Raw genomic sequence first — 24,872 nt, 5'->3', positions numbered from 1 at the left:
GCATAAACACTAATCTCCTGAGGTTTATGCGCCATAAAAGAGCAAATTTACAACGATATAATCTTTCTAAGCAAATCAGATAGTTAATTATATTAGTGACATCATGGTTAGGGCTTGTTACAGCTAGTAGTCTCGCGTAACTATAAATGATTCGCAAGTCTGATAAAGGGGTCTAAAATAGTACCATTTACAATGGAAGTAAATTATGAACATTGCAAGTTTTTGGCAGTCACTTAAAGAATTATTTAAATTTTGGCGTACAGATAGGGTTTCCAGTTTATCCGCAGCATTGGCCTTTTATACTATTTTTTCACTCGCACCAATCTTGCTTATCTGTATTATTCTCATCAGTTTCTTTCTAGGAGAAGCTGCCGCACAAGGCCGTATTTTAGATCATATTTCCGGCTTGGCAGGAGAAAAAGCTGCTTTGCAAATTCAAACTATGATAGAAAATAGCCAACGAACTGGTACTAGTAAGATGCCTCAGATCATTGGAATTGCCTTCTTAATCTTTGGTACCACTAGGGTTTTTGCTGAACTTCAAAATGGACTAAATAGAATTTGGGGAGTAATGCCTAAACCTGGTCGAGGATGGTTTAATATTATTAAAGATCGTTTCCTATCTTTTAGCATGGTCCTAGGGGTTGCCCTTCTCCTGTTAGTCTCTATGACATTAAGTGTTGCCCTTGCCGCAATGAGTAATTTTCTCATCCAAATATTTGGTGGCAGTATATACCTTTTTATGATCTTAGACTATATCATTTCTTTTCTTATTATTACCTTACTTTTTACCATGCTGTTTAAGGTGTTACCAGACGTTATTCTTGACTGGAAGGACGTAGGGATGGGTGCTTTTATTACAGCTATTTTATTTACTTTAGGAAAATTTATTGTTAGCTACTATATTAACAACAGTGGCCGAGCTTCAATATTTGGCGCCGCCAGTTCTGTGATTATTATCTTAATCTGGTTTTATTTCACCTCACAGATCTTATTTATAGGCGTTGAAATAAATAAATTACTGGTATTGAAAAAAGGCAAAACCATCAAGCCCAAGGAGTCTGCTATTTTAGTGGATAGTAAAAGGACCAATATAGAGAACATAAGCTCAGCACCTTAAACAATGACTGAGCTGCCTATCAAAAGAGTATAGGAATTTCAAAACACCTAGATAATAAGCTGGTCCCATTCACCATAGGAATTATAAATTTTTCCTCGAGGGAAACTTAAGAGAATCAAGAGCCCTCCGCACAGTAGGCTAGATAGAGTTTGCAAAAGATTGGCTTCGTATATAAAGGGAGTAAACAACAAACAAAGGCCAAAAAAAAGATTAATCCATCGTAAGGAGCGCGCGGTTTCTGCAAAAGCAATTACACTTACAGTAATCACTAAAGAGCCTATAATATGATCGGCATTTGCCATACTTCCTGTAGAATCTAACGTTAATCGTGTAAACATGAGCCAAAAACCTACTAGCAGACAAAGCAGTAAACTCCAAGGGAAACTAACCCCTCCACTTACTATATCTTTAATAACTTTTAAGGGTGGGCGTTCAAAATTAGTTTCATCCTGACTTTTTTCACTTTCAGAATCTACATCACCTACAAACAAAATGCGTAAAATAGGTCGACCAGCTTTCCAGCGACGCCAGAGAAAAACGCTAGTTGCGATCAATTCATCAAGAGAATAAGGAACTTGTATCAACATAGCGCTAGCGGCAATTAAACATAAGGTGCACCATGTACCCAACAATATGGGTTGAATGATAATAAAAGTAATAGATACAACACCTAAGGGAACAATTAAAATGCCAAAGAGCAAGACTAACCAAGGCATGGTTCGCCAACGATTTGCTCCACCAATAATTCCTGTGAGAATCTCAAGGATATAGACAAAGGCACCTAAGCCAGCATCAGGGACAGGCCAGGCTTCTGAGAGATAAGAGGTAATAATTTCTTCTGTTCCATTTTTTGGATTATTGGCATAGCCCATAAAAAAAGGTTCCCAAACGCCATCAATATGTCCTAATTGATAGGCTGCCATATATCGAGAGATAAGTAGTCCAAAAAATGCGAGAATAATAATTAGCATGCGTTGTGACCAATTAGAAGGTGAAAAATCCCAGCCATCAGGAATTTGAGATCCTTCCATAGCAGCATTAGGCGCGACACCAATGTCAGGACGTACTAAAACGGAAAAACCAATAATAAGCGATCCTACCAGTGTTCCATTCAAATAGGCAGCCGCTGTCGGTGCCCAAAAAGCTAAGGGAGCAAAGATAACCCAAAGTCCAACAAGGGCACAAATCCATCTTGCTCTGGCAAATCGCCAAGATAAACATATAAAGGCTAAAACAATAAGTAACCCCCCGCTTATCCAATCGCTTAGCCTCATTAGATAAGACTCATAGCCTAAAGTGAACGGGGAGCTAAGGAGCCAAAATCCCAAAGCAATATTTAAAAAATGAGCCCAAAGAAAATTTTGATGGGTTTGACGAAATTCCTTTTCATAAGCTTTGCGTATTTTTTCAGGATCTTGGTTTTGAATAGTTTGCATCCAATCTGGAACTGGAATTTTATTTTTTTCATACCAATTTTCAGGGTCGTTTTTTAAATTTTGAATAATGTTAGGTAAAACTTTTTTTATTTGATGTTTTGGCTGCCAATCGAGCTTTTCCTTAGCTCTTGCGATATCCAAATCATAGTGATCCGAAGATAAATCAATCATAAAAGGTTTTATAAAAGGTTTTTGGCCTTGATCGAAGTCATCTGGGATAAGGAATTCTGTTTTTTCTTCCAACCATGCGCCAGCTTTAGCAATAGGCTTAGGCACATTTATTAACTCAGATTTCTCATTATGCATCAGATCAGTAATGTAGTGTTGCAATTCTTTATAACTAACCGCGACGGGTTCACCTGCAAGAATGACCTCTTTTTCAGGTAAATCATAACGATGCTCGATGGATTTTCTAATTAAACTCACTAAATCCTCTTCATGAATAAAAGACTGTCCGGCCTCTATATTTCCTGCATATAGATAACTTTTGAAAGAACGCTCATAAATGCGCTTTATTTGATGAGCAAGCGTGGGCACACAACTACTATCGTTATACAATCCAGCAAGTCTTAAAATCAGGTAAGGAACATGGCCGTGATTTTTTTCAATCACTTGTTCGGCTTTGAGTTTTGATTCAGGATAAACCCACTTAGGGCCAAGAGGTGTAACTTCACTAACTTTCTCACCTGGTTTACAAGGCTCATGAACAAGCATTGTACTGGTATAAATAAATCGCTCAACTTCAAAATCTTGTAACTTTTGGAGCAATCTTCTCGTTCCCTTAACATTGACTTTTTCATATAAAGTTGAATCCTCGCCCGTAAAATCAAAATACGCAGCAAGGTGGATGACGGCAGCAATTTTTGTCCCATAACGTTGTTTAAATGTTTGAAAGGCTTGATTGATAGATGATTCTGATGCTAAATCGATGACAATATCAGCAGACTCCTTTTCTCGATCAAATCCGATAACGTAATAGTCTTTTTTCAAAGCGGTTGTTAATATAGTGCCTATATTTCCTGAGGATCCGGTTATAAGGACAATAGGTTTGTTATTCTCATGTACCATCTGAATTCCTTTTCTATGTGTACAGTTATCGCACTTTTATTTCTCGCTTATCATTTGTAGGTGTTGCGAAGATGGATAATTTTTTGCTAATTTCCAAGCATATTTAGAATATATTTATTGCCTGTATTTGTTTAAATACCTGCATTAAAGCCTAGAACAGTTTCATTAATTTAGCTAGGAACCTTAAAACTCTTCCAACTTGATAATTAAATTGTATTATCCCTATTAACTAACCAACAGCAGCGCTTACTCCAAAGAACTCATTATCACAAATCAATCAAAAGGCGAATTGCTAACCTTAAGGAGTTATCTCAAGCAGCAAGAATACTAAAACAATATAACTTATATAAATCACCCTACTTTAAGTCACTTGCAGGGTTTGCAGTAAGCAGTAATTCCTTTACAATTGTTCCGATAACCATTTAACAACGTATTTAATAGGTAGAGCGTTCTCTAAATATTACTCTAGTGCCAAAAGCAAGGGCTTCAAGGAACAGCGTGTAAATGAGCACTCTACAAGCGTTTGCGATGCAAGCAATATAGTAAAAATACAGATTATGTAAGAGCTGTAATAAAGCTGTTAATAAGAACAAATACTTTATGCATTTACTTATAAACGGTTAATCAATTTTAACCAACAAAGTATAGTTTTTAACTATAGAAAATGGTTGTCTAAAAGGATTTTTATGCTTTGGATGCTGTTACTACATATATCAACGCTACTTGGTTGGTGTGGTTCTCTTCTTTACCTGCCAGGACTTATAGCTACTGCTTCTATTCAACAAGGTGAAGTTCATAGCGCTTACATCCATGTTCCACGCAAAATTTTTACCCATATCCTTACTCCAACAGCACTTATAGCAGTCATATCAGGAACTATTATATTTTTAAAAATGAAACTAATCGCAGCATGGCTTATCATGAAGCTTACATTAGTTAGTGGGTTAGTTATCTGCCATGTCCTTAATGGTTGGTTAATCCTCCGACTTGAAAAAATGCCGGAGAAGCCTAGGCTACTACCTTGTCTCATAGTAGGTTTAATTTCTGCAATACTAATTATTGCCATCCTCTGGCTTGTTTTGGCCAAGCCTTATGTTTAGAAACTGCTTAGAAATGTGGCATCGGATGTTACGTATTGGTCGGCAAATCCACGCCCACGCCATACTCATAAACCAGCCGACCGCCCAAATAGCTAGTCAAAGAAATCATTCCGGCAGTCAAAAGCGTCAGATAGAGTCCCCAAGGCATCAAATCAGTCAGGTGTTTAAAGCGAAACAGCCAGTTAAGCGAAGCCAAAGACAGCATCATCACTGCAAGAATAGCGTGGCACCAAGCAGTAATCATTCTTCGAATGCGTGCTACAACTATCAAATCAACCAAGCCAGCCAAGCCCGAAATAGCACCGCCCAAAGCACCTATTCCAGCAAGCCAAATACCTGCCCTTGCCCAGAAAAAATCATGGGTGTAAATATAGGCACTATCCGTACCAAGTATTCCAATCAGAGCTGCAACAGGAAAATGAATCAACATTGGATGAATTGGATGACCAGCAATGGCCATACGGCTAATAATAGGTCCTGGCATCAGCAAAATATCCTTTTTTTATTCCTTCTATTTATTACTAGATTAACTAAAATCATGCCACTATTCATTCTTTTTTTATTTACAGTAATAGGCTGTAGTGGGCCGCAATCAACGCTGGATCCCGCCGGACCTGCTGCAAGAGAGATTTCTTACCTTTGGTGGGGGATGTTTATCTACTCTAGCATTATTGTAGTAGGGATTGTCGCTCTATGGCTCTACGCGATGCGCCCTAAGTTACAAGAAAATCAGTCTAATCGATCGCATCGAGCCCTAATTATTAGCGGCGGTATTTTACTCCCCTCTGTCAGCATTATACTTTTACTTATCTTTGGTATCCCTGTAGGCCATCGGGCACAACCTCTGCCAGTACATGGCGAGCAACCATTAAAAATTGAGGTGATAGGCCATCAGTGGTGGTGGGAAATTCATTATCCTAATGAAAGGATAAAGCTTATCAATGAATTACACCTACCTGTAGGCCGTGCTATTGATATCTATGCCACAAGTCAAGATGTGATTCATTCATTCTGGATCCCGCGACTTAGTGGAAAAATCGATATGATCCCTGGTTATACTAACATTATGCGCCTTCAAGTAACAAAAGCTGGTTTTTTTCGTGCTCAGTGTGCTGAATTTTGCGGAAAATTTCACGCGCAAATGCTACTTAAAGTTTATGCTCATAACAGCCAAGACTTTGTATCCTGGGCAAGTAGTAAGCAAACAGCTCTTATCCAAGTAACACCTCAAGCAAAACAGGGAAGATGAATTCTAATGAATGAAACAACTATTAATAACTCAACCTCTATTCATGATGAATTTAATAAAGTTTGGGGTAACCCTCGCGGCTGGTACGCATTGACCATCGTAAATCATACAACAATTGGTATTCGTTTTATGGTTACAGGTGGACTATTTTTTCTATTTGGCGGTTTACTGGCCATGATATTAAGAGCTCAGCTTGCTCTTCCTCAGCAATCGCTTGTAACCCCAGAGATTTACAATCAACTTTTTACCATGCATGGAACAGTAATGATGTTTCTCTTTGCTGTGCCCATGATGGAAGGTATGGCACTTTACTTAGTACCTAAAATGTTAGGTGCACGCGATCTAGTCTTTCCAAGGCTAAGTGCATTTGGATACTTTTGTTATTTGTTTGGCGGTATTATTTTAGCCTTCAGCCTGATCCTTGGTGTAGCTCCTAACACAGGTTGGTTTATGTATACACCACTAACCAATGCAGTTTACTCTCCTGGACCAAATGCAGACTTCTGGTTAATCGGGATTACCTTTGTAGAAATTTCTGCTGTTAGCGCAGGTGTTGAATTATTTGTATCTATTATCCGATCGCGTACAGCGCAGATGGGGTTACATCAAATGCCTCTATATTGCTGGTACATTTTGGTTATGGCATTAATGATTGTATTTGGCTTTCCACCACTGATTCTAGGCAGTATTTTACTTGAACTTGAAAGAGCAGCTGGCATGCCCTTTTTTGACCCCACAAGGGGAGGCGATCCCATTCTTTGGCAACACTTATTTTGGCTCTTTGGCCACCCGGAAGTTTATATTATTTTTCTACCAGCGGCGGGGATCATTTCTACTCTAATTCCTGTTTTTGCCCAAAGAGCTATCATTGGTTATCGATGGATTGTCCTATCCACTATTGTGACAGGCTTTATTAGTTTCGGCTTATGGGTGCACCATATGTTCACAGTAGGTATTCCTCAATTGGCCCAAGCATTTTTTTCAATAGCTAGTATGCTAGTGGCAATCCCTACAGGCATCCAATTATTTTCTTGGATAGCAACACTGTTAGCTGGCCGGCCTATTTATCGCCTACCTATGCTTTGGGTCGTTGGATTCTTAATTATCTTTGTCATTGGCGGATTAACCGGTGTGATGTTAGCGTTAGTACCTTTTGATTGGCAGGTGCATGATACACATTTTGTCGTTGCTCACCTCCATTATGTGATTGTTGGTGGTGTATTTTTCCCGTTAATTGCTGGCCTTTATTACTGGCTGCCACATTTTTCTGGTCGTATGCCATCAGATAAACTTGGCACTTGGGGTTTTTGGTTAACGTTCATCGGTTTTAATGTAACATTCCTGATTATGCACTGGACTGGCCTTTTAGGAATGCCTCGTCGAATCTACACCTATGATTCAGGATTAGGCTGGGATATGCCTAATCTCATTTCCTCCATTGGATCATTTATCATGGCTGCTGGCATCGCAACTATTTTGCTTGATTTCTTTTTACATTTTTACATTGGCCAACCAGCAAAAACAAATCCCTGGAATGCTGATACCCTAGAATGGGCTACAGCAACACCGCCTAACCCTTATAATTTTATAAGCTTACCAGACTGTTCAACACGTCATCCACTTTGGGATGCTCCAACCCTTCCTAAAACAATTGCCGAAGGAAAGCATGCTCTGGCTGTTGCAAGTCATGGTAGACGAGAAACTTGGGGAACTGATCCTATCACTGGAAAAGTCAGTGAAATTATTCACCTGCCTGGTAATTCTTGGCTACCCTTTTTTACAGCTTTGGCCATCGGGGCTGCCTGCATTGCTCTTATATCACGTAACTACAATTTAGCTTTATTTAATTCACTGGTTTGTTTCTTACTTTTATTCCGCTGGGCTTGGGAAAATGGCACTCACCCAAAAGCCGCCCCTGATGCAAAAACGCTACCTAATGATCCACCACTACACTCACGTACCTTAAATGGGCCTGGCCTCTGGGGTATGAATACGAGTTTGCTTGCAAACGGCGCCTTATACATGTCATTGCTATTTGGCTGGCTGTATTTATGGACGGCAGCACCTCAATGGAAAATACCTGAGCAAGTACATTTAGAAAAGAGTGCGTTCTTTATTAGTGGATTATTTCTAACGGTAGCATCGATAGGATTTACCTATTTAATTCGTCAAATTCGTCGTTTCGAAATTGCTCATCTCCAAATTAAATTATGGGGATTAAGTTTTATCGGCTTTATTCAAACTGCTATTTTAGTCTGGGTACTAATTAGTGCGAAACTCTACCCCACCCAAACAGCCCATGATGCCGTCATTACAGTAATGATTATTTATCAACTAATCCATAGCTGTTTAGCTACTCTCATTACGATACAACTTGCTGCTCGCGTAGCTTATGGCTATATCAATAAAAAAGCACTTTATGAACTCGTTGTAGTTGAAGGATGGTGGTTATATACCTTAATTACATTCTGGATTACCTACATTGCCATCGTCTTATTACCCCTAGCTTTGGAGAGAAGTTAATGTCATGGCATAAACATCCTTTATCACTTATTATTGGGCTAGTTATCTGGAGTATCTGGTTTATCTTTATCTACAGTGCATTATCAGTTGCCTGTGCAATTGTGCCTCCTGCAATAGTAGATTCCTTTACTTGGATCAATAGTATTTTACTAGTTAGTACGTTAATAACAACTATATTACAACTCTATTTAGCTTTAGGTTATTGGCAAAAGCTCCGGTTATCAGAATTAAAGGATAACCCAAACTCCTTTATTCTCTGGGTCGCTGTGGGCGGCTTCCTAGCTGCAGCATTTGCAACATTAAGTATAGGATTAATGGTATTATTTTTTCGACCATGTTTATAGGAATAAGACATGATTATTCGAAGCCTGCTATTTATTATTATAGGATTAATACCGAATTATGCTCTCGCTCATAACCCTTTTGCTGAACTTAGTAAGGAGCAATTACCAACGCTGTTAAGTGCTTTATGTTTAGCTTTGTTATGGTTCACTTATTCTATTGGTGCATTGCGAATATGGCCAGGATGGCAGCGATTTCTTTTTTTTCAAGGAGCGATATTAATCACCATTTTCACTATCTTTGGCGGGTTAGACGAGCTAGCTGAGACAAATACAGCCGCTCACATGGCACAGCATATGTTAATGATGGTTGTTATTGCGCCCATCTATGCTTTTGCACAACCTCTACCACAATTGGTCGCTGCCACTAGTCGCATCATCCTACTTGGGTTGTCGCCAATCCTTAAAATTGTACGCTATCCAATTTGGACAGCTGCATTACATGGTTTAGTGATTTGGTTCTGGCATGCTCCTAAACCCTACTTACTTGCTCTTAATAATCCCTGGTGGCATATTATTGAGCACCTTTGTTTCTTAATAACTGCTGGCTTATTCTGGTGGTCTATATTATATACTAGCCAACAGACTACACCTCGTGCGCTTTTGGCTTTATTATTTACACTCATGCATACAGGATTTCTTGGTGCTCTTCTAACATTCGCCCAAAATTCAATATATGGTCCTATACGTTCGCTACAAAGCCAGCAACTTGCAGGACTTATAATGTGGGTAATAGGAGGAATACCTTATCTTGTGGCGACAATCTGGTGCGGTGAACGCTGGTTCAAAAGAACATTGAAAACTAAACTATAGGTAATAAAAATTGGCTTATGGTAATAATATTCATGTCATACATGCAGGTTGCGCATAGCTCTGGCTGCTTAGTAAAATTAATTAAACTCCCTCATTTCTGAGTAAAATTTATTAGATATGTTTGATAAAAATACTGGCTATTTTATGTTAAAGAGACTGTCGTGCACATTTATCCAAATACTAAAAACCTAACAAATACAGGCTGTTGAGAAATAAAAAATTTTATTAAAGCTCGGTAATGCTAAAAAAGGAGAGAATAGTGATTTACCTAGCCAGCGAACTTTAAATGCAAATACCTTGGCATGCTTAGACGTGTCAAAATTATCGCTGAGAGTTTGTAAGCAATAAAGTAATGGGTCACTCTTTTTAGAGTTAAAATCATACAAATTAAAATTAAATACAAGCTTTTTTTTAAAAATAAGCTTTTCTTGAGAAGCTTTTCTGTATACTAGGTAAGAAATTATCTCTCTAAAAATTAATGAATAACCTTAATAAAAATGTATTAGAATCAATGAATCAATTTCCATCCTTTTCATTAACCTCAACTGACGATGAGCTTGACTTTAAAAGCGCAGGTGCGCTTACATTAGGTGTAGAAATTGAATTACAGTTAATTGATCAAGAAAATTATAATCTCAACCCTTGTGCCGAAGCAGTATTAAATACTTCTACTCATCTCCCAAAAATAAAACCAGAGTTCTTTCTAAGTACTTTAGAAACTAATAGTGATAAATGTAAACTTGTGCAAGAAGCAGAATCAGACTTACGTAACACGTTAAGTGAACTGAATTTTATTGCTCAACAATTTGGTATTGCGCTTTCAACAACAGGGACGCATCCTTTTTCTAAATAAGAAGACTGAATCATCTCCCCTAGTACGCGTTATCAGGACTTAATCAATCGTGCCCAATGGGTTACGCAGCGTAAGTGTGTGTATGGATTACATCTTCATCTAGGAATGACAAGTGGTGAAGAATGCATTCGCTTTAATAACTTTTTTATGTATTTTTTACCTCATTTCTTAGCGCTATCTGCAAGCTCCCCCTCCTGGCAAAGCATAGATACAGGCCTTTCCTCTTGTCGCCCTACAACCTATGAAGCACTACCAACCGCCGGGCATCCCTATCATGTAAAAAATTGGCAAGAATTTGAGAATATGTGTAGAGCATTAAAAGCCTGTGGCTCTATTAAATCGCTTCATGACCTTTGGTGGGATTTACGTCCTAGTCCTAATTTAGGCACGTTAGAAATACGTGATTGTGATGGTGTAGCAACTCTTGCTGAAGCATTAGCCATTATTGCTTTTACTCAAACACTTGCCTATTGGTTTACCGATAATGGTAGCTGGCTTGAATCTGTCGCCTACCCTCCGTACTGGCTTTCTCGTGAGAATAAATGGTGCGCTATTCGGCATGGCTTAGATGCTCAATTAATTATGAACACAGAGGGGAAATCAAAGCCTCTTCGGGAAGATATTTTAGAATGGTTAGATAAGTTAGCATCCTATATTAAACAATTAAATTATGAAAGCTATTTTCTAACGTTAGAATCTATTATGAATAAAGGTACCAGTTCAGAGCGTCAACGAAAGATATTAAATAAGACAGGGTGCTTGAAAGAGGTCGTTAAACATAACATTAAGGAATTTTTATTCCAACGACCTCTCTATGAATAATGTATTCGTTAAAGCTTTAAGCTAGTTTTTTAGAAAGAAAAGTTAAAGTTAGGTTTTCCTTTTAAACCATTAGAGGCTATAGTTTCTATATACGCTAAATAATTAGTCATGTACTTTTACTAGCTTTATTTAAGCTTATCAACCAATTCAATCATTGATGTCCACCGTTATTTAATAGGTGTATTTTATCGTAGAATGCAACTATTCAATTTGTTCGCTAATTAAGATGGAGCACTATGTGCGGGATTGCTGGAGAGTATCACTTTTCTGATGAACAGGTTTCATTACCTCACTTAGAAAAAGTCATTTTAAAACAATTGAATCGCGGCCCTGATGCTGGCGACATCTATCACCTAGATAAATTGGCATTTGGCCATAGGCGCTTAAAAATTTTTGATCTTTCAAGCCTAGCTGCACAACCGATGGTTGATACAAATTTAGGACTAGCCTTAGTCTTTAATGGCGCTATTTATAATTTTCTAGAGTTACGGCGAGAACTTGAGTTAAAAGGCTATACGTTTAAGTCAACAAGCGATACCGAGGTTATTATAAAGGCCTATCATGCTTGGGGTAAGCAAAGTATTTCGCGACTTAAGGGCATGTTTGCCTTTGCTTTATGGGAAATAGAGACAGGAAAATTAATCCTTGTTCGTGATCGTTTAGGTATCAAACCACTTTACTATAATACCAATTACGCACAAGGTTTCAAATTTGCCTCCACCCTTCCAGCCCTCCTTGAATTTAGTCATATTGATACATCAATTGATAAAATGGCGCTCCATTATTACCTCACCTTTCATGCTATTCCTGACCCTTTTACTATTCTTTCTGGTGTTCGAAAATTAAACCCTGGCACGATTATGACGGTGCATGCTGATGGTAAAGTAGAAGAAGAGAGATACTGGCAACTTAAAATAAATGAAGATAATACAAATACCATTCGCTCTGAGGAAGAATGGCTTTTTGCTATTGAAGCGGCCTTATCACAAGCGACAAAGGGCCAGTTAGCTGCAGATGTACCTGTAGGAGTATTATTATCAGGCGGCCTAGATTCATCACTGCTCGTAGCAATGGCTACAAAAGAGCGCAACGAGCAATTACATACTTTTTCAATAGGCTTTGAAAGCAGCTTAAATGAGCAAGGGGATGAATTCTTTTATTCTGATTTAATTGCCTCTCACTTTAAAACCAATCATGAACAATTATTTATATCCAATAAGCAACTGGCTTATTCTTTACAAGATTGTATTTTGGCCATGTCTGAACCCATGCTAAGCCACGATAATATTGGCTTTTACCTTCTTTCAAAAGAAGTTGCTAAACAGGTCAAAGTCGTTCTTTCAGGTCAAGGTGCAGACGAGATTTTTGCAGGCTATCATTGGTTTCAAACGCTTAAAGATAAGCAAGCCACGCCACTGCAATCAGCACAAATGATTTTTGACCTGGTTGCAGATCGCGCTTATCAAGAATACCAACAGCTTGTTACACCGGACTTTCAAACGACGCCAGATGCTATGTTATTTCTTGAAGAACTATGCTGGCAGAATGGCTCTCGTTACCCGATAGATAATTTACTTGTTTATGAAAGTACATTTGCGCTAGCCAATGGGCCACTTTGTCGTGTTGATAACATGACGATGGCAGCAAGCCTTGAAGCGAGAGTCCCCTTTTTAGATGAGGCTGTAGTTGAACTTGCAATGTCTTTACCACTTCGCTACAAGTTACCTCAAGATGGTAAATATATTTTAAAGAAAATTGGACAGAAAATTCTGCCAAAGAAAGTGGTTAATCGACCTAAAGGTTATTTTCCGGTTCCAGCCTTAAAGTACCTAAAAGGCAGTACCCTTGAACTGATGCAAGACGTTCTATCAATAAATCATGTTAAGCAACGTGGACTTTTCAATTGGAAAGCCATTGAAGAATTATTTCAGCGTCCCGAAAAGCATATCACTCCGCTAGGGGTTTCAAAAGTATGGCAAATTGGATTACTTGAATACTGGCTGCAGCTAAATAAATTGTAATGCTTACTTTTATACTAATTATCCTTCTTAACTTGCCTTAACAATTTCTGGCTATTAATTATATTTTGGTTTTTTAATAATCGATGCTAAAGTTAATTTCAACATTCTTAATTTAAGTAATAAACATGGCTGATAAAATACAAGGAAAAGTAAAGTGGTTCAATGAAAGCAAAGGGTTTGGATTTATTGAAAGCAGCGGCAAAGATTATTTCGTCCATTTTAGCGGCATTCAAATCATGGGCTTTAAAACATTAACTGAAGGAAGTCGTGTAAAATTTATAGCTAGCCAAGGAAAAAAAGGATTACAAGCTGAAGCAGTTGAAGTTATTTAACAATTTGATAACAAATAAAAGGCTTATTTTTCCCAGACGAATATCTTGATTTAGTATTTGTCTATCTACAATAATTACAACAAATACAATCTATATAAAAATGCTAGGAATTAATAAGTTACGGCCGCACTATTAAGCTAACAAATAAGCAGCAAAGACAGTGGTTAGTTAAAGTTATGAAACAAATACCCTTTGGCCGCTCTTTAATCCCGTATGGAAAATCTTATAAAAGCCACTTATCCCACTATCATGAAGTCATTGCCAAAATGGATTTAAGTAAATGCCATGGACTTCGATATGCTTATGCCCAAAGAAGATACCTTGAAATAACCAAACATTATGACAAAAATGGCCATGGATTACTTTGTCCTATTCAGGGAGGGAAACACTATAGAGAGCTGAGCTTCCTTGAAAAAGATTGGGACAGACTTGCAAGAGAACGCATTAGTCAGGAGCTTGAGCATTCAAGATTGAGTATTACTAAAATTTATTGTGGTTAGTAGAATACTATGTACAGTAGAACTAAATTTTCTTTATTTTACAAAACCTATTGTTAAATTACTACGCATAATATTTAAATTAATAAAGGCTCTCTTATAGTGACTTATAATAATCGCAGCCATTGTGCCAATTAACCTAAGTCATAAAGAACCACATAGTAGTCTAGAATTAATAAAAGATATTTTCCACTATTATCAGTTTAATCATATAGGAGAAATATTATGAGAAAAATGGAATTTCCCAACAAAATAAGCGCCTGTCTCTGGGCGCTACGTTTTGAAGTACTAGGTGTGATCTTATTGGTTATCGCAACCGGTTTAACAATCTCTTCTCGCAATGGTCTTGGAATAGTTGCTTTATTTGCCGCAGGTGTTGTTTTGTGCCTTTTTAATAAATTTTGTGATTACGCCTGCTTATCCAAGCATTCATCCTGTCCTATTTGTGATAGACTCCATGATAACTCTGAAGAGTCGATTCAAACGCAAGAAAATGAAGCAAAACAAGCTATGGATAATGAGGGTGGAAATCAAAATAATAGAATTAGATAAACTTGTCATAGAAAAAGGAATTCTGTAAATTAATTCAATGTATTAGGAATTTTATGCACTTCACGCGCAATATCTCTTATTGACTCTGAAAGCCGTAAAAAATTAAATTTTCTTCAAGCATTAGGCCTAGACTTATTGCATCATAAATGAAAAGGATGATTGAGTGCCATTAAATCCACAATTACCTAAGGAGTCTATACATCGGTTATCTAAACCCTTAGATCGATTTATTCGTATTGAAACAAGCACAGCTAGTTTATTATTACTATCGGCTTTTATATCAATAATATTGGCAAACTCGCCTTGGTCAAAATTTTTTTTATCTATTTGGGATATCTCCTTAGGCTTTCACGTGGGAAATATTGAATTTTCTCGTTCAATTCATAGATGGATAAATGATGGATTAATGACTTTATTTTTCTTTTTTGTGTCTTTAGAGTTAAAGCGAGAATTGGTCTTTGGCGAGTTGCGTGAGCCTAAAATAGCGGCTCTTCCTATTATTGCGGCCTTGGGTGGGATGATTGTACCTGCTTTATTTTACCTCTTACTTCAAGCAGGCGAGTCTGGGCAGAATGGGTGGGGTATTGTTATGGCAACAGATACTGCCTTTGTGATTGGCTGCTTAGCTTTATTTGGTAAACATATTCCTTCAAACCTTCGAATTTTCATGTTGTCACTGGCCATTATTGATGACATTGGCGCAATTTTAATTGTTGCTATTGGTTATAGCGATGGGATTACTTGGCCGGCTCTTGCTACATCATTAATAGGGTTTATCCTCGTATACATAATGAGAAAACTGGGGATTCGCAGTATAATTATATTTTTTTTTATTGGAGCTCTAATATGGGTTTCAATAGATGCATCAGGTATTCATCCCACTATTACTGGCGTTATTCTTGGATTAATGACTCCTACTGGAGCCTGGATAAGTGATAAACGGTTACATAAAATTTTAGAGCATGTGGTTTCTTATCCACCAGGAGAGCATTGGAGTGGAGATACAGATGATCGCAAGGCATTACACATGGCTGAAGTAGCGGCTCGTGAAACGCTTTCTCCAGTTGAGCGACTTGAAATTCTCTTGCACCCCTGGATTGGGTATCTAATTTTGCCCTTATTTGCGCTAGCTAATGCAGGCGTAGTAATATCTTTTTCCGATTTTACTAATAAAGTTACCCTTGCTGTATTTTTGGGATTTATCCTGGGAAAACCTATAGGGGTCTTTAGTTTTAGTTTTATTGCTGAATTGCTTGGGTTAGCAAAGAGACCTAGCGATCTTAATTGGGTATTGTTAGCTTGTAGTAGTGTATTAACTGGTATTGGATTTACAATGGCTATCTTCATCGCGAATTTAGCATTTAATAACAATCTTATTAATTCAGCTCGATTAGGTATACTATTAGCGAGTATTTTTTGTGCCTTAACGGGTATTTTTATGCTTTTAATATATAAATTTTTTTTCTCGTCTAACTTAGACTCTAGTGTATCTGAATGATTTTTCTAATAGTTTTACTAACTTCCATATTAAGATTAAAGTAATATCGCATAGCATTGCAATTCTGGATTTGGCATAAATCATGACTTAATTCGTCAAAATCCTATCCTTATTTTTATAAGTATCTTGCTCTATAACTATCTCTCTCATTAAAATACCTGCAGCTACTATGATTGTCTAATGGAAAGTATGGATATTATGTGCAGTAATTTCTGATTAAGTCCTTGTAGAAACTTAAATCTAAACGTACTGCACATAAGTACTAACTAACCACAATACACTTTATGTTTTTCAGCATATAAAAGTTAACTTGGCTAGAGCTTTTAAAAAATTTTGAGTATCAAATAGGTATATTTAGGTACAACCAGAGCACCCCCATTGCTTTTCTTTTTTTGCTTGTTAGAATGAAATTGACACAGCTGATGAGCCAGTGAAATTCTGGTGAAACTAGGTTTCCTAGTCTTGTGATAATGCCATCTTCTTCCCTAATTTATGGCAGAACGTTTAGTCGGGAATATAGTTAAATGCTGCCTTTGTAGGATTTAACTCATGGATTAAGTTTAAGTACTTACACTCTAGGAAGGCTTACGCCTAATTTCATTAATAACTTGGCAAAATCAACCGATGAATCGGTGAGGTTTTTCATTGCATAACCCAAAAGGGATTGAATCTTTCCCTTTTGGGAAACCAATTCCTTTGTATCAAAGGAGCGATACCATGCAACCTTCAAATTTTGTTGAACGAGAGATTGAGCATTTACTGGCTGAATTAACTTATTGTTTGAATACCCTGCGCCAATTTCGTGAGCAGTGGTCTTTAGCAGAAATTAAACAGCTTGACCTCATTCTCTCTGACTTCAAACAGTCTGTGCCTGCTTACCACTGATTGAATCATTGTCTATCCGCACTACAGAAAAACAACTGCCTGCTGCGGAGGTTTTCCTGTTGTGCTTTTATTAAAAAATAGGAGAACATCATGACTGCTTTTTTAAATCGCATTCAACTCATTGGTCATTTAGGTACAGAGCCTAAAGACATCACTAGTAAAAGTGGGCAAACATTTATAACCGCGACTCTTGCCACGAATGAATCATTCAAAATTAAAGAGGAATGGCATACTCGCGCTGAATGGCACCAGCTTGTCTTTTTTGGCATTTTAAATAAAGTTACTGAGTATTTACAGAAAGGAAGTTTAGTCTTTATCGAAGGCAAACTTCGCTCTAATCCCTGGACTGATGAAGACGGTAATAACCGCCACTCTATTAGTATTGTGGTGAGTAATATTCAGTTGTTAGGACAAGCCAAAGCTAGTCAAAAGACAACTGCCTTAGCTGAGCAACACATGTTAACTATGCGCAAAATATTGCAAGAAAACGCACCTACAACAAATGTCCCCTTTTAGCCTTCTAAGTCATGAGCAAACTATCTATTTAGTTTGCTCAGGCATCTTTTATTTAAGGAGAAAATAATGCTTACCCCAAGTATTTATGTGGCATGTCTTGCTTCTTATAACCATGGTATTTTACATGGTACTTGGATTAACGCTAATCAAAGTACAGACAATATAAGTGAAGAAATTCAAACACTGTTAGCTCAAAGCACGATTGAGGATGCTGGCGACTATGTAATTCATGATTATGAAGGTTTTGGCAACATCAATCTCAGTGAGTATGAAGACTTAGAAACCATCACTCAATATACTGACTTTATAGCTACTTATGGTAAGTTAGGACAAGCACTCATTGCAGATGTTGGTTTTAAAGAAACTCAAACCATGATGACTGATGATTATGTAGGTTGTTACGATTCTGAAATTGATTTTGCCTGGCATATTTTGGAAGAATGCTATAGCCATGCGATACCGGATAATTTAATAAGTTATTTCGATTGCGAAGCGTTTGCTCGTATTTGTTTCTTAGTGATTATTGTTTGGTTGAAGCGAATGGTAAGATTCATGTTTTTTCAAGTTATTAAGCCCCTGTTTAAGGGGTTTAATTTAATATACAACTAACACTATTTCTTAATTTTAAGGTAAAAATTCTAATGAACTTACTTAGGTTTTAAATTACCTCTAAAAGAATTTTAATACCGTTAGATACTCACCATAAAATTAATCACCTTAATTCATTTATTGTAAAGATATTTTTTCCAGCTATCTTTATCTAAAATATTAGAGCATAAGTCTGTTATCAGATCAGCTGATTTCTCTATTAATTGATCAGCACTTCCACCTAAAATTTTTGAGCTTGATGTTTTTAAAATAGACTTTAATACTCCCTTAAGTGAATTATCAGGCGCGCCAGCTTTGGTTAATGCTTGTTTTATTCTATCTTTTTCTTTATCAGGGATACATTCAGAAATTAATGATGCAACGGCATCTAGGTTTATTCTTACAATTGATTGACTGAAAGAGCCATCAGAAATATGGCCTAAATTCTTTAATTTTTCTCTAAGAAAAGCTTGTAATAAATTACTTTCTATTTCTAATACGAAGTAATCACCATCTTTTGCAAATGTTGCCTTTGACAAAGCCTCTTTAATTTTTTGATCAGGATCTATATCTTTGAATTTTCTTACTTCGTAATCATAAAGTAGTCGTGATGCCCTTGCTTTCGTTATACCAAGCTCAGTCATTAAACCAAATGTTGAAGAGGGACTATTAATAGCCTTGATATCATTCATAAATTCGAAAATCATAAATTCTAGTTCTTTTTTAGTGACAATGCCGAAAGCCGGCTTAGTAACATTTTCTACAAATTTTTCTACTGAGCTTTTTAAAACTTCTGTATCTACAGAAATTATGTTTTCTGAATTCATACCTATCGCTCCATGCAAAAGCTAAGGCTATTTATAGAGAAGTTTAATAATTTATTTATTTGTAATAAAAGACTAATAAAAATTTTAAGTTAGGTACTGTGGAATTGCTAATACGTATAAAATATAGCTTATATAATAATGAAAGACCCAGATTCTAGAAATTCTGTTAAGTGTACCCGAATGATTATGAAAATTTAACTACCAGTATAAAAACCTTATAAACACTATGCCGTTGAGCGGAATCGAACCGCTGGCCTATTGATTACGAGACTATTTTTTATCAATATCAAATATTATCAAAAAATATCAAATAATAGGACAATCCCTTATTTAATAAGGTTTTTATCCATTCTATAAATTTCATTTTATTTCATCTGATATCATAAATAAACATAACTAGTGGTACCAAAATTGGTACCAAAATGATAAGAGATAATTATTAAAATTTATTATCAATATACGATTTATATTAACTTTATTGTTTATCTTATAGCCTTGCATACAAGAAAATTATATTAAATAATACATATCTTCAAAATCTAATTGACTGGAGTAGAATTAAGGTAATATTGGTAAATATTGTTTTTATTTATAAACTTAAGGATGCTTCTATAAGCTTCCCTTTACAATTTAGCTGTAATCGGAGTAATCATTTTGCAAGGGACGACTGTTTTTTTAAAAGATTATATTGCGCCAAATTTTGATGTAGAAAGTATTTACTTAGATTTTCAGCTTTATGAAGATTATGCATTAATAACCAATAAAATGAACCTTAGACGGCTGCTTCCTGGTCTATTACATCTCTACGGTGACGAACTTGAATTAATTAGCATTACATTAGATGGCAAAGTCTTAACTGAAAGTGATTATGTTCTGAAAGAAGGCAACATATTATTTGAAGATTGTCCAAAAGTATTTACTTTAACGATTAAAACCCGTGTCTATCCACAAAATAACTCTAAACTTTTAGGTCTTTATCGCTCGAATCAATTATTTTGTACTCAATGTGAAGCAGAAGGATTCCGGCGCATAACTTTTTATCTTGATCGTCCTGATGTCCTTTCAACGTTTACGACTCGTATTACAGCTGATAAAGAGAAATACCCGATTTTACTCTCAAATGGTAATTTAATAGAAGCAGGCGATGCTGAAAATGGACGCCATTGGGTAATTTGGCAAGATCCTTTTAAAAAGCCTTCTTATTTATTTGCATTAGTTGCAGGTAATTTGGCTTGCGTATCAGATAAATTTATAACATGCTCAGGTAAAAAAGTTGATTTAAAAGTTTATGTTGAACCGGGAAATGAAGATAAATGTGCCCATGCTATCAATTCATTGCATAAATGTATGCGTTGGGATGAAGAAAATTATGGTCGTGAGTACGATTTATCTACTTATATGATTGTTGCTGTTAGCAATTTTAATATGGGAGCAATGGAGAATAAAGGATTAAATATATTTAATTCTAAATTTATTTTGGTAAGGCCTGACACAGCTACCGATCAAGATTTTGCTGATGTCGAAAAAGTAGTTGCTCATGAGTATTTTCATAATTGGACAGGAAACCGTGTAACTTGCCGAGATTGGTTTCAATTGAGCCTTAAAGAGGGATTGACAGTGTTTCGTGATCAGGAGTTTTCACGTGATATGAATTCACGTGATGTCAATCGTATTTCAGATGTAAAAATATTACGCGTTGCTCAGTTTCCTGAGGACGCAGGTGCTATGGCACATCCGGTTAGGCCAGAATCCTATCAAGAAATAAATAATTTTTATACTACTACTGTTTATAATAAAGGCGCAGAAGTTATACGTATGCTGTCTATGCTAGTAGGTAGAAAAGGCTTCCGCAAAGGCATGGATCTTTTTTTTAAACGTCATGATGGCCAAGCTGTGACTATCGAAGATTTTGTAGCTACCATGGAAGATTCAAATCAAATTGATTTCAGTCAATTTAAACTTTGGTATAGCCAAGCAGGAACCCCTACTGTTGAAGTAAATAGTACTTATAGAGCTAATATCTTAACACTCACTTTAAAACAAATTTGTCCATCCCCTATAGCAGGTTCCGTTAACCACCCCTTTCATATTCCTATCCGTATTACTTTATTTGATAAGCAAGGGCAGGTAATTCCTTTAAAGTGTAGTTTATTAGAATTACGTAAACAGCAACAAACGTTTACAATCGAGAATGTTACCACTGAGCCTGTTATTTCTTTACTACAAGAATTTTCAGCCCCCATTAAGTTGCAGAGAAAATTAACTCAATGCGATTTACTTTTTTTATTACGTTTCGAAACAGATGGGTATGCTAGATGGGATGCTGCACAGTCTTTAGCTCTCTCATGTATAGCAGAATTGTATCGTTCAACTACTAGCAAGTGGCAAATACCTGTTGAATTAGGAACTGCATTTTTACATATTCTTCAAGATGAATCTCTAGATATGGCCTTGCGTGCAGAATTATTAACACCTCCAGGATTTGAAGATGTGGTATCTTTTGTTGGAATTGAAAATGTTGATGTAGATATTATTGAGGCTGCACGAGATGCTTACCGCCAAGAGCTGGGTAAATATCTTTATAATCAGGCACAAACAATCTATCAAAATCTATGGGCTTTAGAAAATCATCTAATGAATGCTAAAGCTTATGGGAGGAGAAAACTTCGTAATATTTGCTTGTGGTTAATGATGAAATCTGATGAGCAAGCCGCCTTAGATATCTGTTATGAGCAATTTACACTTGCAAAAACAATGACAGATCGAATAGCAAGTTTTCAGCTTTTAAATAATTGTTCTATTGTAGAAGCCCGAGCCAACGCAATAGATGAATTTTATAATCAATGGTCCCATGATGAGTTAGTACTTGATAAATGGTTTTCTATTCAGTCTTGCAGTGAGTTACCTGATACATTAAGTAGAGTAAAAACCTTATTAAGCCACTCTGCTTTTTCTTTTAAAAATCCAAATAAAATCAGAGCAGTTATAGGCGCTTTCTCTCAATTTAATCCGAGAAATTTCCACGCGTCGGATGGCAGCGGCTATGAATTTTTAGCTGATACATTGATTAAGCTTGATAAGCTTAATCCTCAAATTAGTGCTTGTTTAGCAACTCCGTTTACTCGCTGGCGTCACCATGACAAGAAAAGACAATTACTAATACAAGACCAATTAAGGCGCCTTGAAGGGCATTCCTTATCAAAAGATTTAAATGAAATTATCTCAAAGAGCTTACAATGGTAATTTTAAAGCTTGATACGTCTAATAGTGAGTAGGTACCTTCACTGTATTACGTTTCTTTAAGAAAAAACATTAATGGTATAAAGAATAAAATTGATAATAAACTTTTATGTTTTCAAAAATATTAAGGAATTTATTTATAGATAAATGTATTTTTATAATCAGTGTTTAATGCAAAGCTCTTTTCAATAAAAATTTTAAAATACGCATAATACAATTTATTGACTATTAAATAATTTAGTGAGAATCTAATTAGCTCATTGCTATATTAAATCATTGATAACTAAGTTTAAACTTAAGGAGAAGTTTCGTGCTTTTAAAAAATAAAAGGTTTATAAGCGCCATAGCATTTGGCATTCCTTTCTCTATATTTTCGGTACATGCTGGCACTATGGGCCCTATACAAGCAATTGAAAATAAATTTCTGCTAATAGAGGGCGGGGCTTCTTATCTGCATGCTTTTTATAAAGACAGTGCTAGAGGTGCTAACTCGTTTACAAGAAATGATTTCGGCGGCCGTAGATATAATCCATCTAGAGTCTATCCAAATGACTTCTTTGGTGGTTATATGGGTGTATCATTTTTACTTGATACTTATATGATGAATGTACGTTATGAATTATTTGAATCTAAAACTAAAAACTTTAATCATGGCTCTCTATTAACAACTTTAGCACCAACAAAATTAGCTTTTACTTTAGATAAAATGTGGGGCACTTATACAAACTTATCTGTAGGTGTTGGTGCAGGTGTTATAGCCTCAACTCATAATAAGGCTGAGATCTATGACTATCAACTAGCGCCCTATCAAAATGAAATTGGTATTTCATTCCCTGGTCGGGTTAGACTTGATCCGTTAGTTGAAGCGGTAGCTATGTACAAACTGTTTGATAACTTTAATTTAAAGGCAAATGTTAGTTACCAAATACCCGTACATTCATTCTATACTAATGGTCATCTTGATGTTAATTTAGGTATTAATTACGCTATTCCTTTATAATTAATACTCTATTTTAGCATACTTAACTTTCTATATCAGATTGTTAACATGGAAAGCTAGCAATAAATATTTCAAACCATAAGGAGATAATGATGAATTCGGTAAATGAAAATTTAGTTGAATTAGTTGAAGTTGAATTGCTTTTTGATGAAGAATTGCCTTCCGAAGTGTCCTTAGCATCTTGCTGTTGTTGTTGCAGCAATTAGTAAAACTAATCGAATTTTATAGAGTTACATAAGTTTTTTTCCACTTTTAAAGACTTATTGATTAATCCTAGTTAATTTTCTTTTAGGTTGAAATTAAGCCGGTTAATCCGGCTTTTTAAATAGTATATACATTTTTTGAAATCTAAAAATTAGAGCATTAATAACCCCTTAGTATTAATTTGCTTATCGTTTTTAGTCAGACTTTAAAAACTATCGTCTAATATTCTGCTTTGAAAATCTATAACTTTAATATTGTTTCTAACAAGGTATGTATTAAATATCCTCCCTTAATTAGTGCTTTTCTTATAAATTTTTATTTTTGAACTGATTTAGAAAAATTAAAATGAGTATTATGAAATTAGAAGAGCTAATTAATTTAATTTAGCACTGTTACAGAACTCAATCATCCTTAGCAATATTTTTAATAACACCATAACGTATAGACTTGGAGAGAATAACTATTTAGTATAGCCACTACTACATTTATTGAAAGGGAGATCGATTTTTGTACATTATTAATGAATATCAATTGCAGACTGTTAATTCGACTACCTATATCTTTAGCGATACTAAAGCAGCTAAAATCCCTAGCAAGGTTTTGTATGAGGTTCTTAAGGAACTGCAACAACAACAAAAATTTGAAATTAGTGAATCCGCTCTATTAGCTTTGGCAACACGTTTTCAAATCTCTTTAGAGCAATTAAAATTTGTTTTAATAAATCAATTAGACATACTACGTCCTTTAGCTTCAAGAAAATTTCGTAAAATTTATTTAAACATTGATGATACTTTAATAGGTGAACTTTTATCTGATTCTTTCCAAGATACTTATCATGTTAAAAATGTCACTAAAGATTTTAGCGATTATGATAAAGAATCACTCGTTATATTTTATCGTAATAATTATTCGAGCCCAGAGTTCAAACAACTCTTTCAAGACTTACCAGATAACGTTTATCTAATTACAGCGGGTATTATTCATAAAATTTTAGTAATTGATAATTTATACTTTAACGATTGTGGGTTACCTACACATTTATCGAATTTGCACCAGCTAATGGCCTTTCTTAACAGTGATATTTCCGTCACAAAAGATAATTGGTTACTTTTTTATCGCAGTATGTTAAAAAATGGTGTTGATGTTTTTCCTCAACCTAGCGTTAACGCCTGTCAGAAAGGTTTCGTTGCCTATACACTTTATCAATTTGCAAGCCAATATACACACTTCTGGAAAGCTCAGCTACCTTTAGACAAAATTAATTGGTTTTGGCATGCAGATTTAACTAGTTTTAATGTCCACCAAGAAATCGCCATACATTCAGCATTTTCTGAGTATGATATGAAAATAAACTCAACACACTTAAAACAGGCGGAGTTAGTTTAAC

20 protein-coding genes and 1 pseudogene are annotated in these 24,872 nt (G+C 35.8%); 18 read left to right on the top strand and 3 right to left on the bottom strand.

Going from position 1 to position 24,872, the window contains the following annotated elements; genetic code table 11:
• Window positions 1-205: 205 nt before the first annotated feature.
• On the top strand, window positions 206-1,120 hold the full coding sequence (locus E1P04_RS10210) for a YihY/virulence factor BrkB family protein (protein ID WP_131782809.1): 915 nt from the start codon (window positions 206-208) through the stop codon (window positions 1,118-1,120).
• Window positions 1,121-1,167: 47 nt separating this feature from the next.
• On the opposite strand, the gene E1P04_RS10205 is transcribed toward E1P04_RS10210, so the two are convergent.
• Window positions 1,168-3,624 carry a vitamin K epoxide reductase family protein gene (locus E1P04_RS10205; RefSeq protein ID WP_131782808.1) on the bottom strand — a complete coding sequence of 819 codons (2,457 nt, stop codon included), beginning with the start codon at window positions 3,622-3,624 and terminating at the stop codon, window positions 1,168-1,170.
• Window positions 3,625-4,310: 686 nt separating this feature from the next.
• Here E1P04_RS10205 and E1P04_RS10200 point away from each other — a divergent pair.
• Window positions 4,311-4,724 (top strand): CopD family protein, encoded by a 414-nt coding sequence (locus tag E1P04_RS10200; protein ID WP_131782807.1) that lies wholly within the window; start codon window positions 4,311-4,313, stop codon window positions 4,722-4,724.
• Window positions 4,725-4,752: 28 nt separating this feature from the next.
• On the opposite strand, the gene E1P04_RS10195 is transcribed toward E1P04_RS10200, so the two are convergent.
• Window positions 4,753-5,208, bottom strand: coding sequence for a DUF2231 domain-containing protein (locus E1P04_RS10195; protein WP_131782806.1), 456 nt, complete (start codon window positions 5,206-5,208; stop codon window positions 4,753-4,755).
• 54 nt (window positions 5,209-5,262) lie between these two features.
• Here E1P04_RS10195 and coxB point away from each other — a divergent pair, with 54 nt between their 5' ends.
• The 13 genes and pseudogenes from coxB (at window position 5,263) to E1P04_RS10135 (ending at window position 18,235) form a co-directional block, all read left to right on the top strand.
• Complete coding sequence (gene coxB, locus E1P04_RS10190; protein WP_207386010.1) at window positions 5,263-5,973, top strand: cytochrome c oxidase subunit II; 711 nt, start codon at window positions 5,263-5,265, stop codon at window positions 5,971-5,973.
• A 6-nt stretch (window positions 5,974-5,979) separates the two neighbouring features.
• Window positions 5,980-8,496 carry a cytochrome c oxidase subunit I gene (gene ctaD / locus E1P04_RS10185; RefSeq protein WP_131782804.1) on the top strand — a complete coding sequence of 839 codons (2,517 nt, stop codon included), beginning with the start codon at window positions 5,980-5,982 and terminating at the stop codon, window positions 8,494-8,496.
• Window positions 8,496-8,840, top strand: coding sequence for a hypothetical protein (locus tag E1P04_RS10180; protein ID WP_131782803.1), 345 nt, complete (start codon window positions 8,496-8,498; stop codon window positions 8,838-8,840). The genes ctaD and E1P04_RS10180 overlap by 1 nt, the downstream gene beginning before the upstream one ends.
• A 9-nt stretch (window positions 8,841-8,849) precedes the next feature.
• A complete protein-coding gene (locus E1P04_RS10175) occupies window positions 8,850-9,650 on the top strand; it encodes a cytochrome c oxidase assembly protein (protein ID WP_131782802.1) in 801 nt (266 codons plus the stop codon).
• A gap of 478 nt (window positions 9,651-10,128) precedes the next feature.
• Window positions 10,129-11,325, top strand: a pseudogene (locus E1P04_RS10170) (carboxylate-amine ligase).
• Window positions 11,326-11,561: 236 nt separating this feature from the next.
• The gene (locus E1P04_RS10165; protein WP_131782801.1) at window positions 11,562-13,346 is read left to right on the top strand and encodes an N-acetylglutaminylglutamine amidotransferase; all 1,785 of its coding nucleotides are present in this window, start codon (window positions 11,562-11,564) and stop codon (window positions 13,344-13,346) included.
• Window positions 13,347-13,471: 125 nt separating this feature from the next.
• On the top strand, window positions 13,472-13,678 hold the full coding sequence (locus tag E1P04_RS10160) for a cold-shock protein (RefSeq protein WP_131782800.1): 207 nt from the start codon (window positions 13,472-13,474) through the stop codon (window positions 13,676-13,678).
• A gap of 176 nt (window positions 13,679-13,854) precedes the next feature.
• Window positions 13,855-14,178, top strand: coding sequence for a hypothetical protein (locus tag E1P04_RS10155; protein WP_242604431.1), 324 nt, complete (start codon window positions 13,855-13,857; stop codon window positions 14,176-14,178).
• Window positions 14,179-14,400: 222 nt separating this feature from the next.
• Window positions 14,401-14,727, top strand: coding sequence for a hypothetical protein (locus E1P04_RS10150; RefSeq protein WP_131782799.1), 327 nt, complete (start codon window positions 14,401-14,403; stop codon window positions 14,725-14,727).
• Window positions 14,728-14,890: 163 nt separating this feature from the next.
• Window positions 14,891-16,225: a Na+/H+ antiporter NhaA gene (gene nhaA / locus E1P04_RS10145; RefSeq protein ID WP_131782798.1), complete on the top strand. Its 1,335-nt coding sequence runs from the start codon at window positions 14,891-14,893 to the stop codon at window positions 16,223-16,225.
• A 717-nt stretch (window positions 16,226-16,942) separates the two neighbouring features.
• Window positions 16,943-17,110, top strand: coding sequence for a hypothetical protein (locus E1P04_RS17670; protein ID WP_165482742.1), 168 nt, complete (start codon window positions 16,943-16,945; stop codon window positions 17,108-17,110).
• A 90-nt stretch (window positions 17,111-17,200) separates the two neighbouring features.
• Complete coding sequence (locus E1P04_RS10140) at window positions 17,201-17,626, top strand: single-stranded DNA-binding protein (RefSeq protein WP_131782797.1); 426 nt, start codon at window positions 17,201-17,203, stop codon at window positions 17,624-17,626.
• A 66-nt stretch (window positions 17,627-17,692) separates the two neighbouring features.
• Complete coding sequence (locus E1P04_RS10135; RefSeq protein WP_345788920.1) at window positions 17,693-18,235, top strand: antirestriction protein ArdA; 543 nt, start codon at window positions 17,693-17,695, stop codon at window positions 18,233-18,235.
• A 113-nt stretch (window positions 18,236-18,348) separates the two neighbouring features.
• Here the strand turns inward: E1P04_RS10135 and E1P04_RS10130 are convergent, their stop codons facing one another.
• A complete protein-coding gene (locus tag E1P04_RS10130) occupies window positions 18,349-19,041 on the bottom strand; it encodes a hypothetical protein (protein WP_131782796.1) in 693 nt (230 codons plus the stop codon).
• A gap of 654 nt (window positions 19,042-19,695) precedes the next feature.
• Between E1P04_RS10130 and pepN the strand changes: the two genes are divergently transcribed.
• The 3 genes from pepN to E1P04_RS10115 all read left to right on the top strand — a co-directional run bounded on the left by pepN (window position 19,696) and on the right by E1P04_RS10115 (window position 24,871).
• The gene (gene pepN / locus E1P04_RS10125; RefSeq protein WP_131782795.1) at window positions 19,696-22,284 is read left to right on the top strand and encodes an aminopeptidase N; all 2,589 of its coding nucleotides are present in this window, start codon (window positions 19,696-19,698) and stop codon (window positions 22,282-22,284) included.
• 307 nt (window positions 22,285-22,591) lie between these two features.
• Window positions 22,592-23,281: a hypothetical protein gene (locus tag E1P04_RS10120; RefSeq protein WP_131782794.1), complete on the top strand. Its 690-nt coding sequence runs from the start codon at window positions 22,592-22,594 to the stop codon at window positions 23,279-23,281.
• 711 nt (window positions 23,282-23,992) lie between these two features.
• Window positions 23,993-24,871 carry a hypothetical protein gene (locus E1P04_RS10115; protein WP_131782793.1) on the top strand — a complete coding sequence of 293 codons (879 nt, stop codon included), beginning with the start codon at window positions 23,993-23,995 and terminating at the stop codon, window positions 24,869-24,871.
• Window position 24,872 lies beyond the last annotated feature (1 nt).

The organism is Legionella gresilensis (assembly GCF_900639865.1).
GTDB classification, from domain to species: Bacteria; Pseudomonadota; Gammaproteobacteria; order Legionellales; family Legionellaceae; genus Legionella_C; species Legionella_C gresilensis.
The sequence above is the reverse complement of the archived record's forward strand: the minus strand, read 5'-3'. Positions and strand labels throughout refer to the sequence as shown.

Bases quoted from the DNA above. Each gene is read 5' to 3' on its own strand.
- E1P04_RS10135 (WP_345788920.1), top strand. From the start codon at position 17,693: ATGCTTACCCCAAGTATTTATGTGGCATGTCTTGCTTCTTATAACCAT.
- E1P04_RS10200 (WP_131782807.1), top strand. From the start codon at position 4,311: ATGCTTTGGATGCTGTTACTACATATATCAACGCTACTTGGTTGGTGT.
- E1P04_RS10140 (WP_131782797.1), top strand. From the start codon at position 17,201: ATGACTGCTTTTTTAAATCGCATTCAACTCATTGGTCATTTAGGTACA.
- E1P04_RS10195 (WP_131782806.1), bottom strand. From the start codon at position 5,208: ATGCCAGGACCTATTATTAGCCGTATGGCCATTGCTGGTCATCCAATT.
- E1P04_RS10150 (WP_131782799.1), top strand. From the start codon at position 14,401: ATGAGAAAAATGGAATTTCCCAACAAAATAAGCGCCTGTCTCTGGGCG.
- E1P04_RS10155 (WP_242604431.1), top strand. From the start codon at position 13,855: ATGAAACAAATACCCTTTGGCCGCTCTTTAATCCCGTATGGAAAATCT.
- E1P04_RS10180 (WP_131782803.1), top strand. From the start codon at position 8,496: ATGTCATGGCATAAACATCCTTTATCACTTATTATTGGGCTAGTTATC.
- E1P04_RS10210 (WP_131782809.1), top strand. From the start codon at position 206: ATGAACATTGCAAGTTTTTGGCAGTCACTTAAAGAATTATTTAAATTT.
- ctaD (WP_131782804.1), top strand. From the start codon at position 5,980: ATGAATGAAACAACTATTAATAACTCAACCTCTATTCATGATGAATTT.
- E1P04_RS10130 (WP_131782796.1), bottom strand. From the start codon at position 19,041: ATGAATTCAGAAAACATAATTTCTGTAGATACAGAAGTTTTAAAAAGC.
- E1P04_RS10175 (WP_131782802.1), top strand. From the start codon at position 8,850: ATGATTATTCGAAGCCTGCTATTTATTATTATAGGATTAATACCGAAT.
- E1P04_RS10160 (WP_131782800.1), top strand. From the start codon at position 13,472: ATGGCTGATAAAATACAAGGAAAAGTAAAGTGGTTCAATGAAAGCAAA.
- E1P04_RS10205 (WP_131782808.1), bottom strand. From the start codon at position 3,624: ATGGTACATGAGAATAACAAACCTATTGTCCTTATAACCGGATCCTCA.
- E1P04_RS17670 (WP_165482742.1), top strand. From the start codon at position 16,943: ATGCAACCTTCAAATTTTGTTGAACGAGAGATTGAGCATTTACTGGCT.
- E1P04_RS10165 (WP_131782801.1), top strand. From the start codon at position 11,562: ATGTGCGGGATTGCTGGAGAGTATCACTTTTCTGATGAACAGGTTTCA.
- coxB (WP_207386010.1), top strand. From the start codon at position 5,263: ATGCCACTATTCATTCTTTTTTTATTTACAGTAATAGGCTGTAGTGGG.